Genomic DNA, 18235 nt, shown 5'->3' with positions numbered 1-18235 from the left:
CTGTGGGGGCTATCAAAAAAAACGGGATAAACTACCAATCATTTATCCCTTTTACTTTTTTATCACGCTCTGATTCTTTTTAATTATCAGAGTACTATTTTAAGATAGCCCTAAAAGCATCGTATTACTCTATCAAACCATCTATTTACTTTAGTAAGGTAATATTTCCTTTTAATAACAACGTACCTCCTCCATCGCACGTGCATCTCATATAATAACCATATACATCTGGCGGCAAAGCTTGTCCTTCAAATGTTCCATCCCAACCAATATCTTGGCTATTGGTTTCAAATACCTTTTGTCCCCATCTATTATAAATGGCCATCGTCATTTCGTCGATATTGTTTCCATTCACCATCAATACATCATTGTAACCATCTCCATCAGGCGAAAATGCATTGGGTATAAATACAACAGGACCATCACAAACTGGCTGTCTTATTCGAACAGTTACAGAGTCATAATCTGTGCAAAGTTGATTTTCAACTGTCAAATAATAGGTTGTCGTTTGTCTAGGCTTAGCGATTGGATCAGGAATATTATAAGCACTTAAAGTTGTATCTGGCAACCAGCTGTATATATAACCTGCTACATTGGTAGCAGCCAACTGAGAAGACTGTCCTAAAAAGATACTATCAGGGATTGCAACCACTGTAAAAGCGGGAGACATTGTACTCACATTAACATGCGCCATAGCAGTATCTCTACAACCTCTATCATTTAAGCCAATTACTATAAAATCTAGATCTCCGTTTGCCAAGACTTCCACACTATCCGTTCCTTGACCAGTTAGTATATTTGTCCCTGGTGTCCATGTGTAGTCTACAACATTACTGTATAAAGATAAAACATTTGAAGCAGTTAACAAAACGGTATCTCCTCTACAAACCAATTGAGAATCAGAGGCTATTATTTCTAACCCATCTATTGGCAAATAGATCGTCCTTGAGAAGGTGTCTGGACAAGCAGTTCCAATACCTCCTATCAATGTAACGGTATAAGTCCCTGTGTCAGGAAACGTGTGGGTTGGACTTAAATCTGTCGAGGTTCCTGTACCTCCAAAATCCCATACAAATCCTACATTAGGATCGACACTGGTATTAGTAAAAGGAACATCTAGCGATTTGTTACACACCAATTCCGTCGTGTCAAAAGTAGCGTTAACTTGAAATACTTGAAGCGGTAGTTTTACGGTATCGACACAACCATTGTCATTAATAACATTAACTGTAAATACCGTATTGGCATCTGCTACAATTTGAATAGAATCCGTTCCTTGACCAGATAAAATCGGAGCATCTGGTGTCCATACATAACCTGCTATATTATTATAATTAGCAAGCTCATTGGTCACACTTAAAATCAAATCGTCTCCCTTGCAAGCTTGTGTAGGAGAAGTAGACAGAACTGATGCACCATCCAATGGGATATAAATATCTCTAGTAAATGTATCTTGACACAATGCTCCATACCCAGCAATTAAAGTAATCGAATACAGTCCTGTATCTGGAAATGTATGAACAGGAAATACATCCGTCGAGGTCCCTGTCCCATCAAAATCCCACCAATAGCCATTGTTAACAGCAACACTATTGTTAGTAAATGGGATACTCAAGGTAGTGTTACAATCAAAGGCAATACTATCGAAACTAGCTTCTACTAATTGTAATTGTATATTGGTATTATCAACATCTTGGCAACCATTATCATTGATTACCGTTACACTCAAGTTTATGTTACTATTAGCGACAACATAAACAGAATCGGTTCCCTGTCCTGATAAAATGGTGTTGTTGGGTGACCAGTTATAAGATACTAAATTATTATAGTTACTCAATACATTTTGTGCAACAAGCAACACCGTATCTCCCAAACAAGCTTCTTGCGGAGGCACTTCTACATCTGCCCCATCTAGTGTTACGGTAATTTGGCGCTCTACGGTATCCACACAAGAAAGTCCTGCTGCTGCAATCATGGTTACAGTATACGTTCCTGTATCTGGGTAGGCATGGTATGGATTAACAGCAGTTGAAATAGGTGAATTATCTCCAAAATCCCATTGAAAAGACGTATTTAGAGAAGTACTTGCATTAAGGTGCAAGACCGAAAGCGTATTATTGCAAGGTGGAATATTAACCGCAAACTGTGCTTGCAAAGGAGTACACACTCCTACGGAATATTGAAAATCTCGTTTTGTGACCCCAATTAAAACACCATTTCTATATTCTTGGGCACAAATTCCTACCACAAAAGTTCCTAAAGTAGGTGGCGTGCCTGTTAACAAACCAGTCACAGGGTCTATTCTCAAAGGATCGGGTCCTCCCAACATATTGTTAAGGTTGTAAGGTGGCAACCATACCACAGAATTGTAAGGAGGACCTGCTGGTGGATCAGGGATAGGATCTCCTTGAGTGGCACCATCATAAGGATTGCACAAACTATATACGATAGAATCTCCATCTGGATCAAATGCGGAGTTATCATAATTGATAGAAGAACCTTGGCAAATATAAAAAGGAGGCCACTCTCTAAACCTTGCGCTGCTATTACAATTAGCTAGTGCATTGGCTGAAATAACCACATCATACGTAGCTCCAGAAGCTTGTGGATTGACAATATTAGCAATGATATTATTTCGACAACACCGCTGATAAGCTAAGTGATAACCACCACTTCTATAAGGAAGGGTAATTTGCCTTCTGTAAGTTGTTGTATGAATACACACATTGGGGGGTATCGTATAGCAAGGATTACTCAAGGATAAATCTAGTGTATCGTCTACCGTTAGAAAAAAAGATTCTTTGCCCAAGTAAGCCCCTGATGTAGCATCAAAAACACCAATAATGGCTGGATTATCAAAATAAGCTCCTGGGTTTCCATTCTCACAATCTCTAAAAATGGTTAACAAAATCTCATATTGATTGTTTCCCAAACAATTATAGGTCATTTCTCCTCCTACAATATGACTTGCTTGAGTAGTAGAAAATGGGAATAGAACTAGACAACATAACAAACTTATAGAATGAATTAAATACTTCATAGACGACGACTTCCAATTTTTTAAATAAGGGAGCAGATTAATATTATATTAAAAGAGGTACTATATATATCATAGCAATGGGCTTCGGTCTAAGTTAAACAATTCCTACCACAATTGTAGTTTGTTTATCCTCCAGTTTGATTTATACCAATACTTATATAGATTCTTAGTACAGAAAAACGAAAGAAATTGTACTTTTGTTTAAAAATAGAACCAACTTAACAAATGCGCAATTATTATGCCTTTTGAATATCGTTTCATAATTCATCAATAGTAGTTTGTACTTTCGTTCACTAGGTTCCTTCGCTCGCAAGCTTGGTTTGGTACTAATACGGAATTGGATAACCCTGTGTTTTTTGTAAACTACAACGAGCAAGTGTAATAATAATTGACTAACAATAAATAGTAGTTAGCTACGCTGCTACTTCGTGGTCGTTGATTATTCCCTGCGGTCATGAGGCCGCAAGCTTAGTTACCAAAAAGATAAAAAAGCACATTCATATTAAATTTTCAACAAACTATTCAATAAAGCTTATAGCCTATTACAAAATGAATGTACATCAAAAAAAAATACTAGATAGTATACCTAGTTTACTTTCTGATCAAGATCTCCAAGATTATGGAGTGTATGACAATGTGGTTCCCAATACTTCTACTAACGTATGGGACGGCTCAAAAGGTTGGAGAAGCCCAAGAAGATGGCAACGAAAATCTTGGATTTTTTTAGGGGCTTATAGTCCTGATATCTTTGTAGGTTTCGCAATTGTCGATGCTGGTTTTATAGGCAAAGCTTTTTGCTATGTTTACTTTCCACAGACCAATACCTTTTTAGAGCACGGGATTGATCGCCCATTTGCTTTTGATGCTAATTTTGAGGCAAACTTGGATAGCTATTGGCAATTAGGGCAGTATGAAATTTTGACACAAAAGGGACAAATGCAATTCAATTTTAAGGGCAAAAAATTTCAAATTAGTGTACAATGTATCAACAACGAACACGGGCTAAGTTTTATTTGTCCTTCCTCTGGTGGCAATCGCCCTTTTCATTTTACTTATAAAAACTTGTTATTGCCAACCAATATTCAATTGAAACAAAATGGAGAAACAAAGTTTTTTAACGATTTGTACGGAGGCATTGATTTTTCTAAGGGCTACCCTCCCAAACATACCAACTGGAACTGGACATCCTTTCTAGGAAAACTAGAAGATGGAACGCCTATTGGTATAAATGTGGTGGATCAATTCAACCAAAATATGGAAAATATTGTTTGGTTGGGAACAGAGCGCATTTTGATTGGAAATGTTAGTTATCAATACAACAAACCATTGTCAAAATCCCTATGGAAAGTGCGTTCTTTGAACGGAGATTTGGAACTAAGTATGCAGCCAAATGGTTCTCGAAAAGAGAACATTAACATCAAACTATTAAAAAGTAAATTTACCCAAGTATTTGGTCAAATCAATGGAAAAATTCGCCATCAAGGTACTTGGAAAAAATTCACAGGTTATGGTGTTATGGAAGAACACGAAGCTATTTGGTAATTTTTGCTAGATTGTTTTCGTTCATGGACTGTTTAGCAATCGAAATAGAATGATTACTTAACAAGCAAGTTGCTGTACTAGTGGTTGAGTAATTATTACCCATAATAAAATATTAAAATAAAAATTTGATTACAAAATGAAACGTGTAGTAGTAGGACTTTCGGGTGGTGTAGATTCTAGTGTATCAGCCTATTTGCTAAAAGAGCAAGGGTATGAAGTAATTGGTTTGTTTATGCGAAACTGGCATGATGATTCGGTTATTTTAGATGCGGAATGTCCTTGGATTGAAGATAGCAATGATGCTTTAATTGTAGCGCAAGCTTTGGGAATTCCTTTTCAAACCATTGATTTGAGCGAGCAATACAAAGAACGAATTGTCGATTATATGTTTGCAGAATACCAAGCAGGACGCACGCCCAACCCTGATGTTTTGTGCAATAGAGAAATTAAATTTGATGTTTTTCTTAAAACTGCTTTAGAATTAGGGGCTGACTATGTTGCTACGGGACATTATTGTCAAAAGAAAAGTATTAAAAAGGATGGTCAAACACATTATCAACTAATTGCGGGGGCAGATAACAACAAAGATCAAAGTTACTTTTTGTGTCAACTCAACCAAGAACAGTTATCTAAGGCACTCTTCCCTATTGGTCATTTACAAAAACCAGATGTTCGTAAAATTGCGGCCGAACAAGGGTTGATTACTGCCGATAAAAAAGATTCTCAAGGTCTATGTTTTGTTGGTAAAATCAAATTACCAGAATTTTTACAACAACAACTAAAACCTAAACAAGGAGATATTGTAGAAATTCCCAAGGATGCTCCTGTTTTTCAAAATTATCAAGAACAACTAGATGCCATTGGTGAGAACAGAAATACCGCTGCTTTAAAAATTCTTAGCAAGACATTAAGTTATGCCCCACAAGATGGGAAAGTGCTTGGTCAGCACAATGGTGCCCACTACTTTACCATTGGACAGCGCAAAGGATTACAAGTTGGAGGAACCAAGGAACCTCTTTTTGTCATTGCAACAGATACTCAAAACAATGTTATTTATACAGGTCAAGGGAAACATCCTGGTTTATTTAGAAAAGGGCTTTTTATTACTACTAATGAAGTACATTGGGTGCGTCCAGACTTAAAATTAACAGTTGGTGAACAACGAGACTTTATGTGTCGAATTCGTTACCGCCAACCTCTAACAGCTGCCACATTGTATTGTGAAGAGGATGGAATTTATATTATTTTTGAAACGCCTCAAAGAGGGGTTACTCCTGGGCAATTTGCAGCATGGTACGACGGCGAAGAATTGATTGGCTCGGGTGTTATTGGCTAAACTTATTCAAATTCTAATATTATTGATCGCAATCGTTCTTCTAGCACGTAGAAGGATTGCGATTTTTTTATATCTTTATATAGCTATTTTGAAAAAACAAACCTTGATCCATTATGTTTAGCTTTTTTTTGAAACCCTACATAAAAACTTAGAAAAAACTAAGACGAGTTCTTTGAAAATATGAGAGAAAAAACGAAAGGGATTTCCCTTTCAATAAAATAATGAACTAATTTTAAGCCCAATGTAAAAATTGAAAACTGTTGATTTTGTTTTTCTTGAACTTTCTTTTTTACTGGACTGTTTTGATGTAAAGCACCAAATCCCATAATAAAACAAAAAGCTAATGCACCAACAATCAACAGATTAAATATGTCATAAGCTTCCTTTAACCTTGTTTTATGCATATTGAATCCTCTTGATTTGAAATCTTTGAACATGGTTTCAATTGAAAAACGCAGTTCATATTGCCTTATAATTTCAAAGGGGTCATCTAGATTACTAATCAAAAATATTGGCTCATCATATTTAGGATCATGCCAATGCAGAAAATTTACATCTTGAATTTTCTCTTTAGAAAACTCAACAGATGGGATAAACAAAAATGTTTCTCCATCTGGTACTTTTGTAAATCGAGGTTTAAAACAGTCTCCTTGCTCATGTAAAATTGTATTCTTGGCTGTTCTTACAGCATATTTCCAGCCTAACTTTAGGCGACATAATTGCTGTATAGATGCTCCATCAAACTCTCCATCTCCTAATAAAGTCACTTTAGTTTGAGTAAAAAGAATCGGTTTTAAGATTTCGGCTGCTTGTTGAATAATGTCTAAATGCATTTGTTGGGGAAAATGTCCTTTACGCCCTTTTCTGATTACCCAACAAATAGGAATACTACGTTTTTTCCAAGCTAGACTGACAACAAGAGCAACATGTTTACTTCCCATTTGACTCCCATCTATTACTAAACTAATGCCTTGATTATTATTCGTTTTGGATAAAGCAAAACGTAAAAATGCAATTAGAAAGGGAAGATAATGTACCTTGTAATCTGTCCATTTATTTGACAGAAATCGTTTGGCATGGACAACTCGACTTGCGGCATCTATATCTTGAGGTAAACCACTACCTATATCTGGCAAATGGCTACTTTTTCGTTTAATCATTCCTGTCACTAAGCCACATAAAGTGTTCAAGCGGCTTAGTGCATGCCCCGATGGCTCTTGCTGATATAGACTTTTTAAACTATCTTTGACTTGTGAAAAAATCGTTTTTTTTCATATTGACAGGTTTTGTTTGATATTCGCATTACAAATATGACCTGTCTTTTTCTTTTCTCTACCTAATTTTCAAAAAACTTCTTCTTTTCTTTTTATGTAGGGTTTCAAAAGCTTTTTTAGAAAAAAGAAACCTCAACAAACACCCCAAAGAGATTTATTTGATGAGTTGTTTCCTCTTAGTAACGATCTTAAACAACAGATCGACGCTGAAGTTACAGCCATTCAAACCAAAATGCATGGTGAAGATGGTCTCGCAGAAATTAGAGCTTACCGAAGACAATATACCTCTCAATTAACCATACTCCAAAACTTAGAATTTGATACGTTCAATTGGCAACTGCATGACTCTAATGCTTCTTCTCAACTTTATTACGACGATTTTGGAGATACACTCGAAATCTCCATCATGCTTCCCAATGGTGAAATGAAACGAGAAACTTCGTCTAGTCAAATGCCTGTTTTCAGAAATTGGATGCGTAGCATTGCTCTTGAACAAAGTGGAGGAATTGTATTCTGTGAAGAGTTTTCGTTGGACAATGGCTTGACAGGTAGCGAAAGTATTTTAAAAATTCCCAGACAGGAAGCCCCTGGAATGGATTATATTTATGTCCTTCAAGCACTGCATTACAAAGAACAAAAAATATATCGAATTACCATTCGAGTAAATGAAATGTCTCCGACAGGAATGCGAGACAACATATTCATACAACCAATTAGCTTGATCTTAGGTCTTGACTTCATGGAAATGGCAAAATTATACAATCAAGATCCTTATGATAAAAATTTCAAAGAAGGTAATACAATGAATCTATCAGAACGTCAAGAATTTGATTATTTATTCCCTTTTCATCCTCTAAGTATTATTAGAAATGAGATAATGCCTCAACTAAAATATAATCTTCGTTTTATTTAATCATAATTAAGTGCACTTCAACACGAATAGTAATTCCACACTTAGGATAATATATCATTCAAAATTTGAGCTACTTGATCGGCTTGCTCCAAGACCATAAAGTGTCCCCCTCCTTTGACCAAAATAAGACTTGGCGTTTTCACCAAAGGCAAAATTTTGTCGTTTGTACCATGTATTTGAATCAAATCTAAGGGCACTTTTTCATTTTTCCAGTTTACAATTGCTTGAACAGCCCATCTAAAGAAATGTTCCTCCGTGTCCTGTAAAATATTGTTTAGCAAGACTTGGTATTGCTTGGTTTTTATACCAAAAAAATAATACGTCAAGGCATTGGTCTTTTGTAGAATAGAGAAAGGAATTTTGTCGGGTATCTTCCATTGACCTAACAATCGATAACGAAGTGGGATAGCCGATGCTGTTACAGCACTAGACAATACTATAATTTGGCTATTCTCAATCCAATGTCCCACTTCTACCGCCAGCATACCACCAAAGGAAAGCCCCAAAATTGTTACGGAAGTACTTGTATCAATTTGAGGCAATAACTTTTTAGCATAGCTTCCCATTGTATCATCAATGGAAGGGCTTAGCCAAGCTATGTGTACAAGTTCTATTTCGGGCAGCTTCAATGCTGCAAAAACCCGTTTATCAGCTCCCAAACCACTAATACAATAAACCTTTTTCATTAAAATACCATTTTAGCATATTTTACAGAAAACCACTGTTGCATTAAAAAATACCCGATTACTTTTTTGGGTAAAAAAACAATCGGGTATTAACTTTTAGTAGTTAGCTACGCTGCTACTTCGTGGTCGTTGATTAGTTCGCTACGCTCATGAGATCGCTATCGCTTAGTTGTTTACTTTTTTACCAAAAAAGATAAAAAATCACATTTATATTAGTTTGATAATCAAACTAATAGCACAAAACGTAATAAATCTACAACTTGTTAATTATCAACTGCGCAGCACTCACGAAGTAAACTAATAAAGTTTACTTCGTGAGCGCTGCGCTTTTAGTTAGCTTCGCTGCTACTGCGTGGTTTCAACGAACTATTGAACTTTAAAATTAATAACGAAACAAACTACTTGCTCTTTTTAGCTCGATCTCCGTTCACAGTCCAACCACTACGTCTAGTATCTTCAAATAAACGCAATAAATTAGCTCCATGTGAGGGATCATTATTCCATCGATCTTTTTCTTGAATCGTTGTTCGTACCACATCAAACAAAGCTTGTTGCAAGTGATCAACTACCTCTGGGTCAATGTGTGCAGAACGCTTCCCACTAACAGGGTCGTGCAACCTCCAATTATAATACGACACATTACTAGCCAAACGTCTCAATTCATCCTCCTTTTTCATATTCATTTTGGACTCTCCCTTCCAAGCCAACTCAGTTGGGTTTTCCATACAGTTGCTAAGTGCTTGAGCAGCATCGGCAATAATAGCCCCTTGTTCTGCTTGTGCTCCAAAAGGACGTTCATAATTTTTGCTGACATACGTCAACATAGCACGATACACCCGTGTAATTTGAATGTTGTCAGGATTCGTCCAAGGTGCTTCCTTTTTCTTATCCTCCAAATATTCCTTCCAAATAAAAAAGATAGTCTCTGCATCTTCTGTAGACTGAGCACCAATTTTTTCCAAACTAGATATAGCGCTAGAAAACTTATTGGACTTGATGGATTTTTCAATTTTCTTCAAATCATTAGCATAATCTGTTTTTAATGCCTCACACAGTTCTGTCGCATAAGTTCCCATTTCTGCCACGATTGCTTTATAATCATCTTTCGTAAATGCCTCGGGATCTTCCCTTTTGGTAGGTGTTGTATTCAACGCCATCAACCGTACGCCACCTAGCATTGCCGTAACCGTTTTTTCGTACTCTGCCTTTGCTTGGGACTCTGATCCTTTTTTGGGGGTTGCCAAAGGATAATGTCCATTGAATCGCAATTTTTGCGCCTGTACTTGCCCCCCTATAACCATTATTAAAATACTAAAAAAAATGCCACAATATTTGTTCAAGCCTATCATCATATTCCGTTCAGGATTATTATGTTTTTAAAATCAAGAAATTGATTGCTAATTGCTTATTAAGTAAAACAGGTTAGCTTTTAATTCTTAACTACTAAGAAAACTGTGCCATAAATAACGTTAATATTTTGAGCATTGCCAAAACAGGTGCTTATTAGTCTTCAATTACGACAAACTTTTTGTCCAATACGTCCAAATTTGCCTTTAAAGTATCTAAAAAAGTACGACCATATCGACTGTAAAAAGCCAAAAAGTTATCGTATCGTTCTTGTAAACCATTCTTAGGGAACAAATTATCTTTTAATTTTTGAATGCGCTGCATACTCGTTTCATTCTTTTTCTTTTCTGCACGAATCAAACGCTGCTCCAAATTTTCGACTGCCTTTTGCATCTGAACCTGCTGCCCCAAAACACCTGGTTCTAACGCAGGGTCTACCCGTTTTGCTTTGGTCAAAATACATTCAAAAACTTTATTCAAAGATTCCAACTCTTCTTGCAAGGATAATTCTTCCTCTGTATGGTCTAGTACATATTGCTTTAACAAATGGTGGGTATCCTCAAACAATTGCTCTACTTGGATATTTAGTTTTGACATGAGCTTTGTCATACCTTTCGGAATCCATAAGACAGAACAACGACGAATCAACATTGGGAAAGGCACTTGATAATGCTCAAACTGTGTCTTACGCTCTAACCAATAAGCAATTTCGCCCCCTCCTCCAATATAGGCTAAATTAGGCAATATAGATTCCTGAAACAAGGGTCGCAAAACAACATTGGGGCTAAAGTTTTCAGGGTGCTCCTTTAATGTTTTTAATATTTCTGCCTCCGAAAAACGTATGTCCGTATCCAACACCTCGTAACTATCGCCTTGTTTGACAATTCGGCTACGTTTGTTGGGAGAAAGGTAAAATAAGTTGATTTCTCGGGCATAGGCTTGTTGTTGATAACCTGCTGCCTCCAAATCTTGAATGGTTTGTTCTATAATTGGTTTGGAAGGTTGGTGTAGTAGTTCATCTTTGAATAAGGGGATCATCTGACGTTTGAATCCTGCTGTATTGGCATTGACAATGACCAAACCATACGCCCCAAAAATCCAATTTAAGAAATGCTTTACCGCCTCGCTATATTGTGTTGCGTTGCCATAAAACGCTTCTAGTTTATCGGCTACTTCCTTTGCATATGCTCCGTCTCCTAAAATTTCTTTCGTCTGATCCAAAACTGTCCGCAAAGAATCAACCGAATATTTTCCTACTGGACCGCCTTGTTCGTCTTCCCAAATCAAACGATTGCCAAACAAATTCAAATGATTGACTTCTTCAAAATCATGGTCTTCTCCTCCTGTCCAAAAAATGGGTACAAATTGCTGTTTAGGATACTTTTTGGCAAGCTTCTCTGCTAAGTTAATCGTACTAATTATCTTATAAATACTATACAAGGGACCTGTAAATAAGTTGGGTTGGTGTGCGGTAACAACCGTATAACAATTGGCAGCTTTTAGCCTCTGTATATTCTGTAAAGTCGCTTCACTAGCTTCCACATCTTCGTACTGCATCTCTAATTCCTTAACCAAAACGTTGCGTTGTTCTGCTTCAAATTTCTTGTTCTTTATGACATCTTCAAATACTTCCAAAGTAACATCGTACTTATAAAATGGTCGAAGATTTTTGTCCCCTAACGTATATGCTTTATCTGTATCCGAAAACTGAGGAATATCCTTAAAATCAAAGGTTGTAATGTTCATTGTTTGTTATAAATTTGTATAATAATCCTTAGCTGTAGTGCTACATTATTTTCATCTCACCTCCCCAACAAGAAGAAGGCAGTTTTGGTTGTCAAAAAATTGATTTTTGAAAATTTATCACTAGCGTTATACCTCTAGCCAATAACACTCCCCCTTGACAAGATTATAATTGGTAACAATCCAACAGCAACTGCTGCAATACTTTTGCTCCCATTTCTTCTGCTACTTGAATATTCCGTTCGGGAATTTCTTCTGGCGCTTCGTAATGCTCTAAGGCTCTTTCGATGCTTTCTTCTCGAATGATATGCAACGTTGGATAAGGAGAGCGGTTCGTATAATTAGAAGCATCGTCCAGTGTTGTCCCCCCAAATTGATATTGTGGATGAAAACTAGCCAGTTGATAAATCCCTTCATAATTCAACTGATCCAAAAAGGATTGTCCCATGTCTACTAAATCCAAGTAGGATTCAAAATCTTCAAATAATTTAGGATAAATTAGTAAGGTCGTCTCAGTAGTAACGTTCTTATCCAAGTAGTTCAACTCTCTTACCAATTCCTCTAAAACTTCTTCTAAACTGTCTTTATTCGAAACATGGTATCGGATACTATCCCTCAAGACCTCTCGCTTGGCAAAAGGACAAAAATTCAAACCTACAACCACCTTAGCAACCCAATTTTTGGTTTGCTGAACAATTTCTTCTTCTGTATAATTTGTCATATGATGCTATTTGCTTTAAAAACATACTTTTTTTTAGAATACCCCCATTTCATAAAGTTTGAATAAAATCCAAACCAACATGATTAGAAAAAAAATAGCGGCATTGATGAACAACCATTTTCCACGTTTCTCTTTTTCTGTATTCAACTGAAGGGATTCTTTTGCTTTGGCTTCTGATGCATCCAAATGCCGTTTACCTGCTCCCATATAGTAAGCATCTAAAATCACATCCACTGTTAATTTGTCCGCTTCTTTGATGTAAATTAGTGCGCTTGTACGGTCTAATTCTGTAGATGCTAATGGTACAATAAAGGTATTGTTGGTAGAACCCATTATTTTTTGAAGTTTAAATTCCACCCCTCCCTCTTCCAGTAAAGCAATTACATCTGCAATTTCATCCTTGCTTAAATTAACATAAGGTACAAAACCTTTGAGTTTTTCTTTTTCAGAACTTCTATAATCATCTAGTATATCCATGGTTTATAAACATTAGCTAAGTGGCTGCATTGTTGATTTATTAATCTGCAATTTTATATACTCTATTGCTGGTTGATACGTCTCAATGCCATGCCCTACATTGGGAAACACCTTAATAGACTGAATATTTTTCAGATAACGTTGAGCATTTGCCATCGATTTTTCATAAGGCAATAGATAGTCATTGGCACCAAACAAAAGATGCACAGGCGTATCAACAATCCGCAACTCTGCTCCCATTGGATATGGTTTTTGGGTTTTATCTTGATAAAATTGAATCACATAATGCATATAATCCATAATTAAATCTTTCGAGTTTGAAGACAAACAATGATGGTCACCGCAAAAAACAATTTGCTCAAAAAATAGGTCCATATTTTTTTTGCTAGGAAACAAAATTGGTAGCAAGTTATAATATAGATTTTTAAAACCTAACGATATCATTCTAAAACAGCCCGCATTTAATAAAAAAGCTGCCTTTATCTTCTCAGGATTGGTTATCGCCAATTTCATACATACCAAACCTCCAAACGAAGCTCCAGCAATATAGGTGCGCTCTATACCAAGTTGTTCTAGTACTTTATTTGCCCAAATTCCATAGCCATTTCCTTTAATATCTGGTGTATGTCCAGCACTCAGATTAGGTTGCCCGTTGGTTTCTATCAGATAAATTTTTAAAGCTTCACGTTTTAATAAGTCTAAACCATTGTCAAAGTCCCAAAAGAGCGCACTGGTTCTAAATCCAGGAAAAATCACGATACTTTCTGTATAATTCTCATCCAAATTAAGACCATAAACCTGCGTTTGCCCTAATTCTGTTTCTACAGAAATTTTAGCATAAGGACGACCATTCGATGCTTCCATTTTCGCCACCCAACCTTCTATTCTCTCTTTTCCCTCTTCAGGATTTTTAAATGACGAGGTTCTTTTTCTAATTAAATCACTCATAATTTTTTTATTTATGGTAATATATAAGCTTCTACTCCTTCTCCATACTTACTAATTAAAGCCGCTGTTTTTCCATTTGCTAAAGGAAGCAATTCAATAGCTCTTGCCTCTCCTTTGACTCGCCACCCAGATTCCTTGGCAGGTAAAGGATACAAAGCCTTATTTTTTGCCAACAAAACCGTTCCAATACCAGCATCGTAAGCAACCGTTTCCACTTCTGTATCTTTCCAATTTCCAACCCCTAACAAGTCACTCTGACCATCTTTATCCCAATCCCACAACACCATACTCCTCAACAAAGAAACTTGAGCAGCAGCAGGCAAATGTATGGTTTTCTTAAATTGTTGCTGCTCATTAATAAAAATAGTATGCTCAAACGTCCTAGCTTCGTACACCAAAGAACTATCAATGTTCGTTACGCCTAAAATATCTCCCACCTCTGCCTGTGCAAACTGCCCATAAGTAGGGTATTTCTTAGCAATAAAAGGCATTTGTTGCGAACTACATTCTCTTCCTCGAACAGGAAGTTCCTTGCCTTCTTTATTAAGACTTAAATAAATATCCTCTGTCCCATTTCGATCAAAATCTCTAAAATATACTTTCATGGGCTGATGGGTGGATGGATGAAATTTATTATTCGTTCCTAAATTGCCTGCAACAATATCTAAATCTCCATCTTGGTCATAATCATAAGCCATTAGAGATTGCCACCATCCCATTTTCAGAGGGTCTGCTATTTTTGCCGTTACATTCTGAAATCGACCATTGACTTGCTCATAAAAGGAAACAGAAAACCACTCTCCACAAACCACCAAATCCAAGGCACCATCTTCATTAAAATCAATACTTAATACATCTGTTACCAAACCAACATACTCTAGAGCATTTGCAATAGAACCAATTTGATCTTCAAAATTTCCCTTTCCATCATTCACTAAAAAGTAAGACTTAGGTGCTTTGGGATAACGACCTGGTTCATTCCGACCTCCTACAAACAAATCCAAATCTCCATCTTGATCGTAATCAAATGCTTCAATCGCTTGGGTACTAGACTCAATCGCTGGAAAATTATTTTGACGCACAAAATTTCCATTCTCATTCAAATACAAACGATCTTGTAACAACATTGGTTGATCTGCAATTTCACCACCACCACCACTAGCAACATACAAATCCAAATCCTTATCGCCGTCAGCATCAAAAAACAATGCGCCCAAATCTTCAAAGGATTTATCTTGGTTGAAAGCCTTTATGCTTTTGGGAGTAAACGTGGCATTAGTTTTTTGAACAAACAATTGACCTGCTTGATTTTGATTGCCACCAATATAAACATCTGCCAAGCCATCACCTGTAACATCACCAACCGCAATAGCACCTCCTAAGGTAGACATTTTGTGAGGGAGTAAAATTTCTTTCTCAAAGTCATTAAATCTACTTTTTTTATAGGTAAAATTAATTCCCAATTGCTTGGCTTGGTTGGTTAATTCTTCTGTTTTAATTAATGGCATAACAGACTCCGTTGCATCTTCCCAATACACCTCCAAACGTTGATTGGCAGCAACTGCCTTCAGTGTTTGCTGTTTGCCATTTTGCCATTGAACCACCAGTCGATCTAGTGTTTGAACAGTTCCCAATCCAAAATGCAACAAAGGCTCTACAGAAGACTGAAAACCTCTTGTTAAGGTCAACTCTTGATAAAACACTTCTTCGCCTTTAAAGCCAATTACTTTAGCATTTAGCAAAGCAGCAAAGTTGTTTTCCTTGCTTTTGAGAACGACTTGCAGATAAGCATTATTTTTTGTTTTGTTTTCGATGATAGAAGCAGGTGCATCTATGTTGTTGGTCACCAAGTCTAAGTCACCATCTTGGTCCAAATCTGCATAAGCTGTTCCATTCGATAAATTAGCCGTAGACTGAATCCAAGTATTTCGCATGTCCTCAAATTGAAGTGCCCCAGTATTTCTGAGGTAATGATTTTTGGCTTTGTATGTTGGAATTTGTTGAATCCATTTCATACGTTCTGCCTCAGGAATAGGCTGCCCTCTTAACTCTATTTTTCGATTCCTTAACTTCATTCTAAAATCATTGTCCAAGGCATTTTGTTTATAACCATTGGTAATGATGAGATCCTTTAGACCATCATTGTCAAAATCTGCAAACAAAGGTGCCCAGCTCCATTCTGTTTTTGCGGTTCCCGCCATATTGGCAATCTCCGAAAATTGCCCATTGCCATTATTCAATTGCAATTCGTTGTACATATATTGTGGTACATAACCATATAACTCTGTCAGCTTTCTAAACGAAGCAGGTTGCATCGAAGCCATTGAAGTTTTTGCCATTACATGATCCTTGGCTGCCATATCAACCGCCACAATATCAGGCAAACCATCATTGTTAAAATCATTAATATCACAGCCCATTGAAAAATAGGCTACGTGTCCCATTTGTTCCTTAATTTTATCCGTAAATGTTCCGTCTTGATTATTAATCCACAGGACATTAGGTTGTGTATAATCGTTAGAAACATACAAATCTGTCCAACCATCATTATTAACATCTGCCGCTACAACTCCTAGACCATAGTCATATTTCAGCATCCCCAATTCAGCCGTTACATCTCGATACGTCCCATTTTCATTTTTATACAAATGCGATGAATTTTCTTCCAATAAGGCGGGATTTTCTTCTATTTTCTTACGGACTTTGTCCACAGTAGTCGTTCGATTAAAATCTGCAAAATGATTGTTGACATACAAATCTAAATCTCCATCTTTGTCATAATCAAAAAAAGTAGCTCCTGTTGAATAAGCAGCATCGTTAACCCCATATTTTTGCCCTTCTTCTGAAAAAGTCAAATCTCCTTGATTAATAAAAAGCAAGTTTTCGGGTTTGGCATAATAATCTTTCATCCCTGACCGACAAATATAAATATCCAACCAACCATCATTGTTGACATCTGCCAAAGTTACTCCCGTATACCAAGACGGTTTGCCTTGTTTATCCTGTACATTGATCTCTGCTTTTGATGTAACATCTTCAAATTTCAAACCTCCTTTGTTAAGGTAAATTCTATTATCTACTTGATTTCCTGTCAATACTAAATCGGGCAACCCATCATTGTTTAGATCGCCCACAGCTACGCCACCTCCATTGAATAGATATTCCCAAGATAAAATATTAATGGTAGCAGTTTGTGTAATGGTATTCTGAAAATCAATCCCTGTTTGAGCAGCTGGCAATTCTTCAAAAAGGTACTCTATGGGTGTTGCTGCTGTTTCTTTCTTTTCTTTTAATAACGCATCAATATCAGGTTGTTCTTGATTACAAGCAGTAAAAAATAGGCTTCCTATAACCAATACATAACAATAGTAGTCGTATTTCATATATTTTACATTTATTAGCAATTATCGCACATTAGAAAATACAAACAAGGCAAGGGGATAACTTGATCGATACTAAAGATAAAATATATACGCATATTGTAAATTAATACTTCGTAGATTTTTTGCTTTGGTACAAAAAAAGGTGGTCTTGAAAAAATCAAGACCACCTCTCATAAAAATATATGTGTAACTCTTAGCGAGCTTCTATTTAGAATTGCTCAACACCACCAAAGTGGAAGTTACCTTCGATTTCAGCATTCTCATCAGAATCAGAACCGTGTACCGCATTCTCACCAATGCTCTTAGCATATTTTGCACGGATAGTTCCTTCAGCAGCTTCAGCAGGATTAGTAGCACCAATCAACGTACGGAAATCCTCAACAGCATTATCTTTTTCTAAAATAGCTGCTACGATAGGACCAGAAGTCATGAATTCTACCAACTCACCAAAGAAAGGTCTTTCCTTATGTACGGCATAAAATGCTTCTGCACCAGCTTTAGTCAACTGAGTCATTTTCATTGCAACGATTCTAAAACCAGCTTCATTAATTTGGTTCAAAATTCCACCAATGTGTCCTGCTTTTACAGCATCAGGTTTAATCATTGTTAGCGTTCTATTAGTAACCATTTTCCTACGTTTATTTGTTAGTTTATAAATTTTATTTTTGTTTGCTTATTAAGCTTGCCGCAAATGTAGTAAAATAAGTGGAGTAATAACAAGGATTTTAAAAAAAATACTACAAAGTTCCGTACAAATCAATCCCCAAAACCAAGGGCATGACAAAGTAAACATAAATCGAAAAAAGCAATATAGACAAGAAGACA

The 18235-nt window shown here is 36.5% G+C and carries 13 protein-coding genes; 3 read left to right on the top strand and 10 right to left on the bottom strand.

Going from position 1 to position 18235, the window contains the following annotated elements; genetic code table 11:
* Positions 1 to 145 precede the first annotated feature (145 nt).
* Complete coding sequence (locus QP953_RS10915; RefSeq protein WP_309555024.1) at positions 146 to 3040, bottom strand: PKD domain-containing protein; 2895 nt, start codon at positions 3038 to 3040, stop codon at positions 146 to 148.
* A gap of 549 nt (positions 3041 to 3589) precedes the next feature.
* On the opposite strand from QP953_RS10915, the gene QP953_RS10910 reads away from it, so the two are divergent.
* Complete coding sequence (locus QP953_RS10910; protein WP_309555022.1) at positions 3590 to 4582, top strand: DUF2804 family protein; 993 nt, start codon at positions 3590 to 3592, stop codon at positions 4580 to 4582.
* Between the two features lie 136 nt (positions 4583 to 4718).
* Positions 4719 to 5918 (top strand): tRNA 2-thiouridine(34) synthase MnmA, encoded by a 1200-nt coding sequence (gene mnmA / locus QP953_RS10905; protein ID WP_309555021.1) that lies wholly within the window; start codon positions 4719 to 4721, stop codon positions 5916 to 5918.
* Between the two features lie 158 nt (positions 5919 to 6076).
* Here the strand turns inward: mnmA and QP953_RS10900 are convergent, their stop codons facing one another.
* Complete coding sequence (locus tag QP953_RS10900; RefSeq protein ID WP_309555020.1) at positions 6077 to 7078, bottom strand: transposase; 1002 nt, start codon at positions 7076 to 7078, stop codon at positions 6077 to 6079.
* Positions 7079 to 7358: 280 nt separating this feature from the next.
* Between QP953_RS10900 and QP953_RS10895 the strand changes: the two genes are divergently transcribed.
* Complete coding sequence (locus QP953_RS10895; RefSeq protein WP_309555019.1) at positions 7359 to 8105, top strand: hypothetical protein; 747 nt, start codon at positions 7359 to 7361, stop codon at positions 8103 to 8105.
* 41 nt (positions 8106 to 8146) lie between these two features.
* Here the strand turns inward: QP953_RS10895 and QP953_RS10890 are convergent, their stop codons facing one another.
* The 8 genes from QP953_RS10890 to QP953_RS10855 all read right to left on the bottom strand — a co-directional run bounded on the left by QP953_RS10890 (position 8147) and on the right by QP953_RS10855 (position 18038).
* On the bottom strand, positions 8147 to 8791 hold the full coding sequence (locus QP953_RS10890) for an alpha/beta hydrolase (protein ID WP_309555018.1): 645 nt from the start codon (positions 8789 to 8791) through the stop codon (positions 8147 to 8149).
* A gap of 398 nt (positions 8792 to 9189) precedes the next feature.
* Positions 9190 to 10143, bottom strand: coding sequence for a hypothetical protein (locus QP953_RS10885; RefSeq protein ID WP_309555017.1), 954 nt, complete (start codon positions 10141 to 10143; stop codon positions 9190 to 9192).
* Between the two features lie 151 nt (positions 10144 to 10294).
* On the bottom strand, positions 10295 to 11884 hold the full coding sequence (bshC, locus tag QP953_RS10880; protein WP_309555015.1) for a bacillithiol biosynthesis cysteine-adding enzyme BshC: 1590 nt from the start codon (positions 11882 to 11884) through the stop codon (positions 10295 to 10297).
* A gap of 163 nt (positions 11885 to 12047) precedes the next feature.
* On the bottom strand, positions 12048 to 12602 hold the full coding sequence (locus QP953_RS10875) for a DUF1415 domain-containing protein (protein WP_309555013.1): 555 nt from the start codon (positions 12600 to 12602) through the stop codon (positions 12048 to 12050).
* Between the two features lie 33 nt (positions 12603 to 12635).
* Positions 12636 to 13079 carry a hypothetical protein gene (locus QP953_RS10870; RefSeq protein ID WP_052598380.1) on the bottom strand — a complete coding sequence of 148 codons (444 nt, stop codon included), beginning with the start codon at positions 13077 to 13079 and terminating at the stop codon, positions 12636 to 12638.
* Between the two features lie 12 nt (positions 13080 to 13091).
* Entirely contained in the window at positions 13092 to 14027 is a 936-nt protein-coding gene (locus QP953_RS10865; protein WP_309555011.1) for an alpha/beta hydrolase, read from the bottom strand.
* Between the two features lie 11 nt (positions 14028 to 14038).
* Positions 14039 to 17410 carry a VCBS repeat-containing protein gene (locus QP953_RS10860; protein WP_309555010.1) on the bottom strand — a complete coding sequence of 1124 codons (3372 nt, stop codon included), beginning with the start codon at positions 17408 to 17410 and terminating at the stop codon, positions 14039 to 14041.
* Positions 17411 to 17618: 208 nt separating this feature from the next.
* Positions 17619 to 18038 (bottom strand): nucleoside-diphosphate kinase, encoded by a 420-nt coding sequence (locus tag QP953_RS10855; protein ID WP_309555008.1) that lies wholly within the window; start codon positions 18036 to 18038, stop codon positions 17619 to 17621.
* Positions 18039 to 18235: the final 197 nt, after the last annotated feature.

This window comes from Aureispira sp. CCB-E, from assembly GCF_031326345.1.
In the GTDB taxonomy this organism is placed as follows: Bacteria; Bacteroidota; Bacteroidia; order Chitinophagales; family Saprospiraceae; genus Aureispira.
This window is presented reverse-complemented; position numbering and strand designations above follow the sequence as displayed.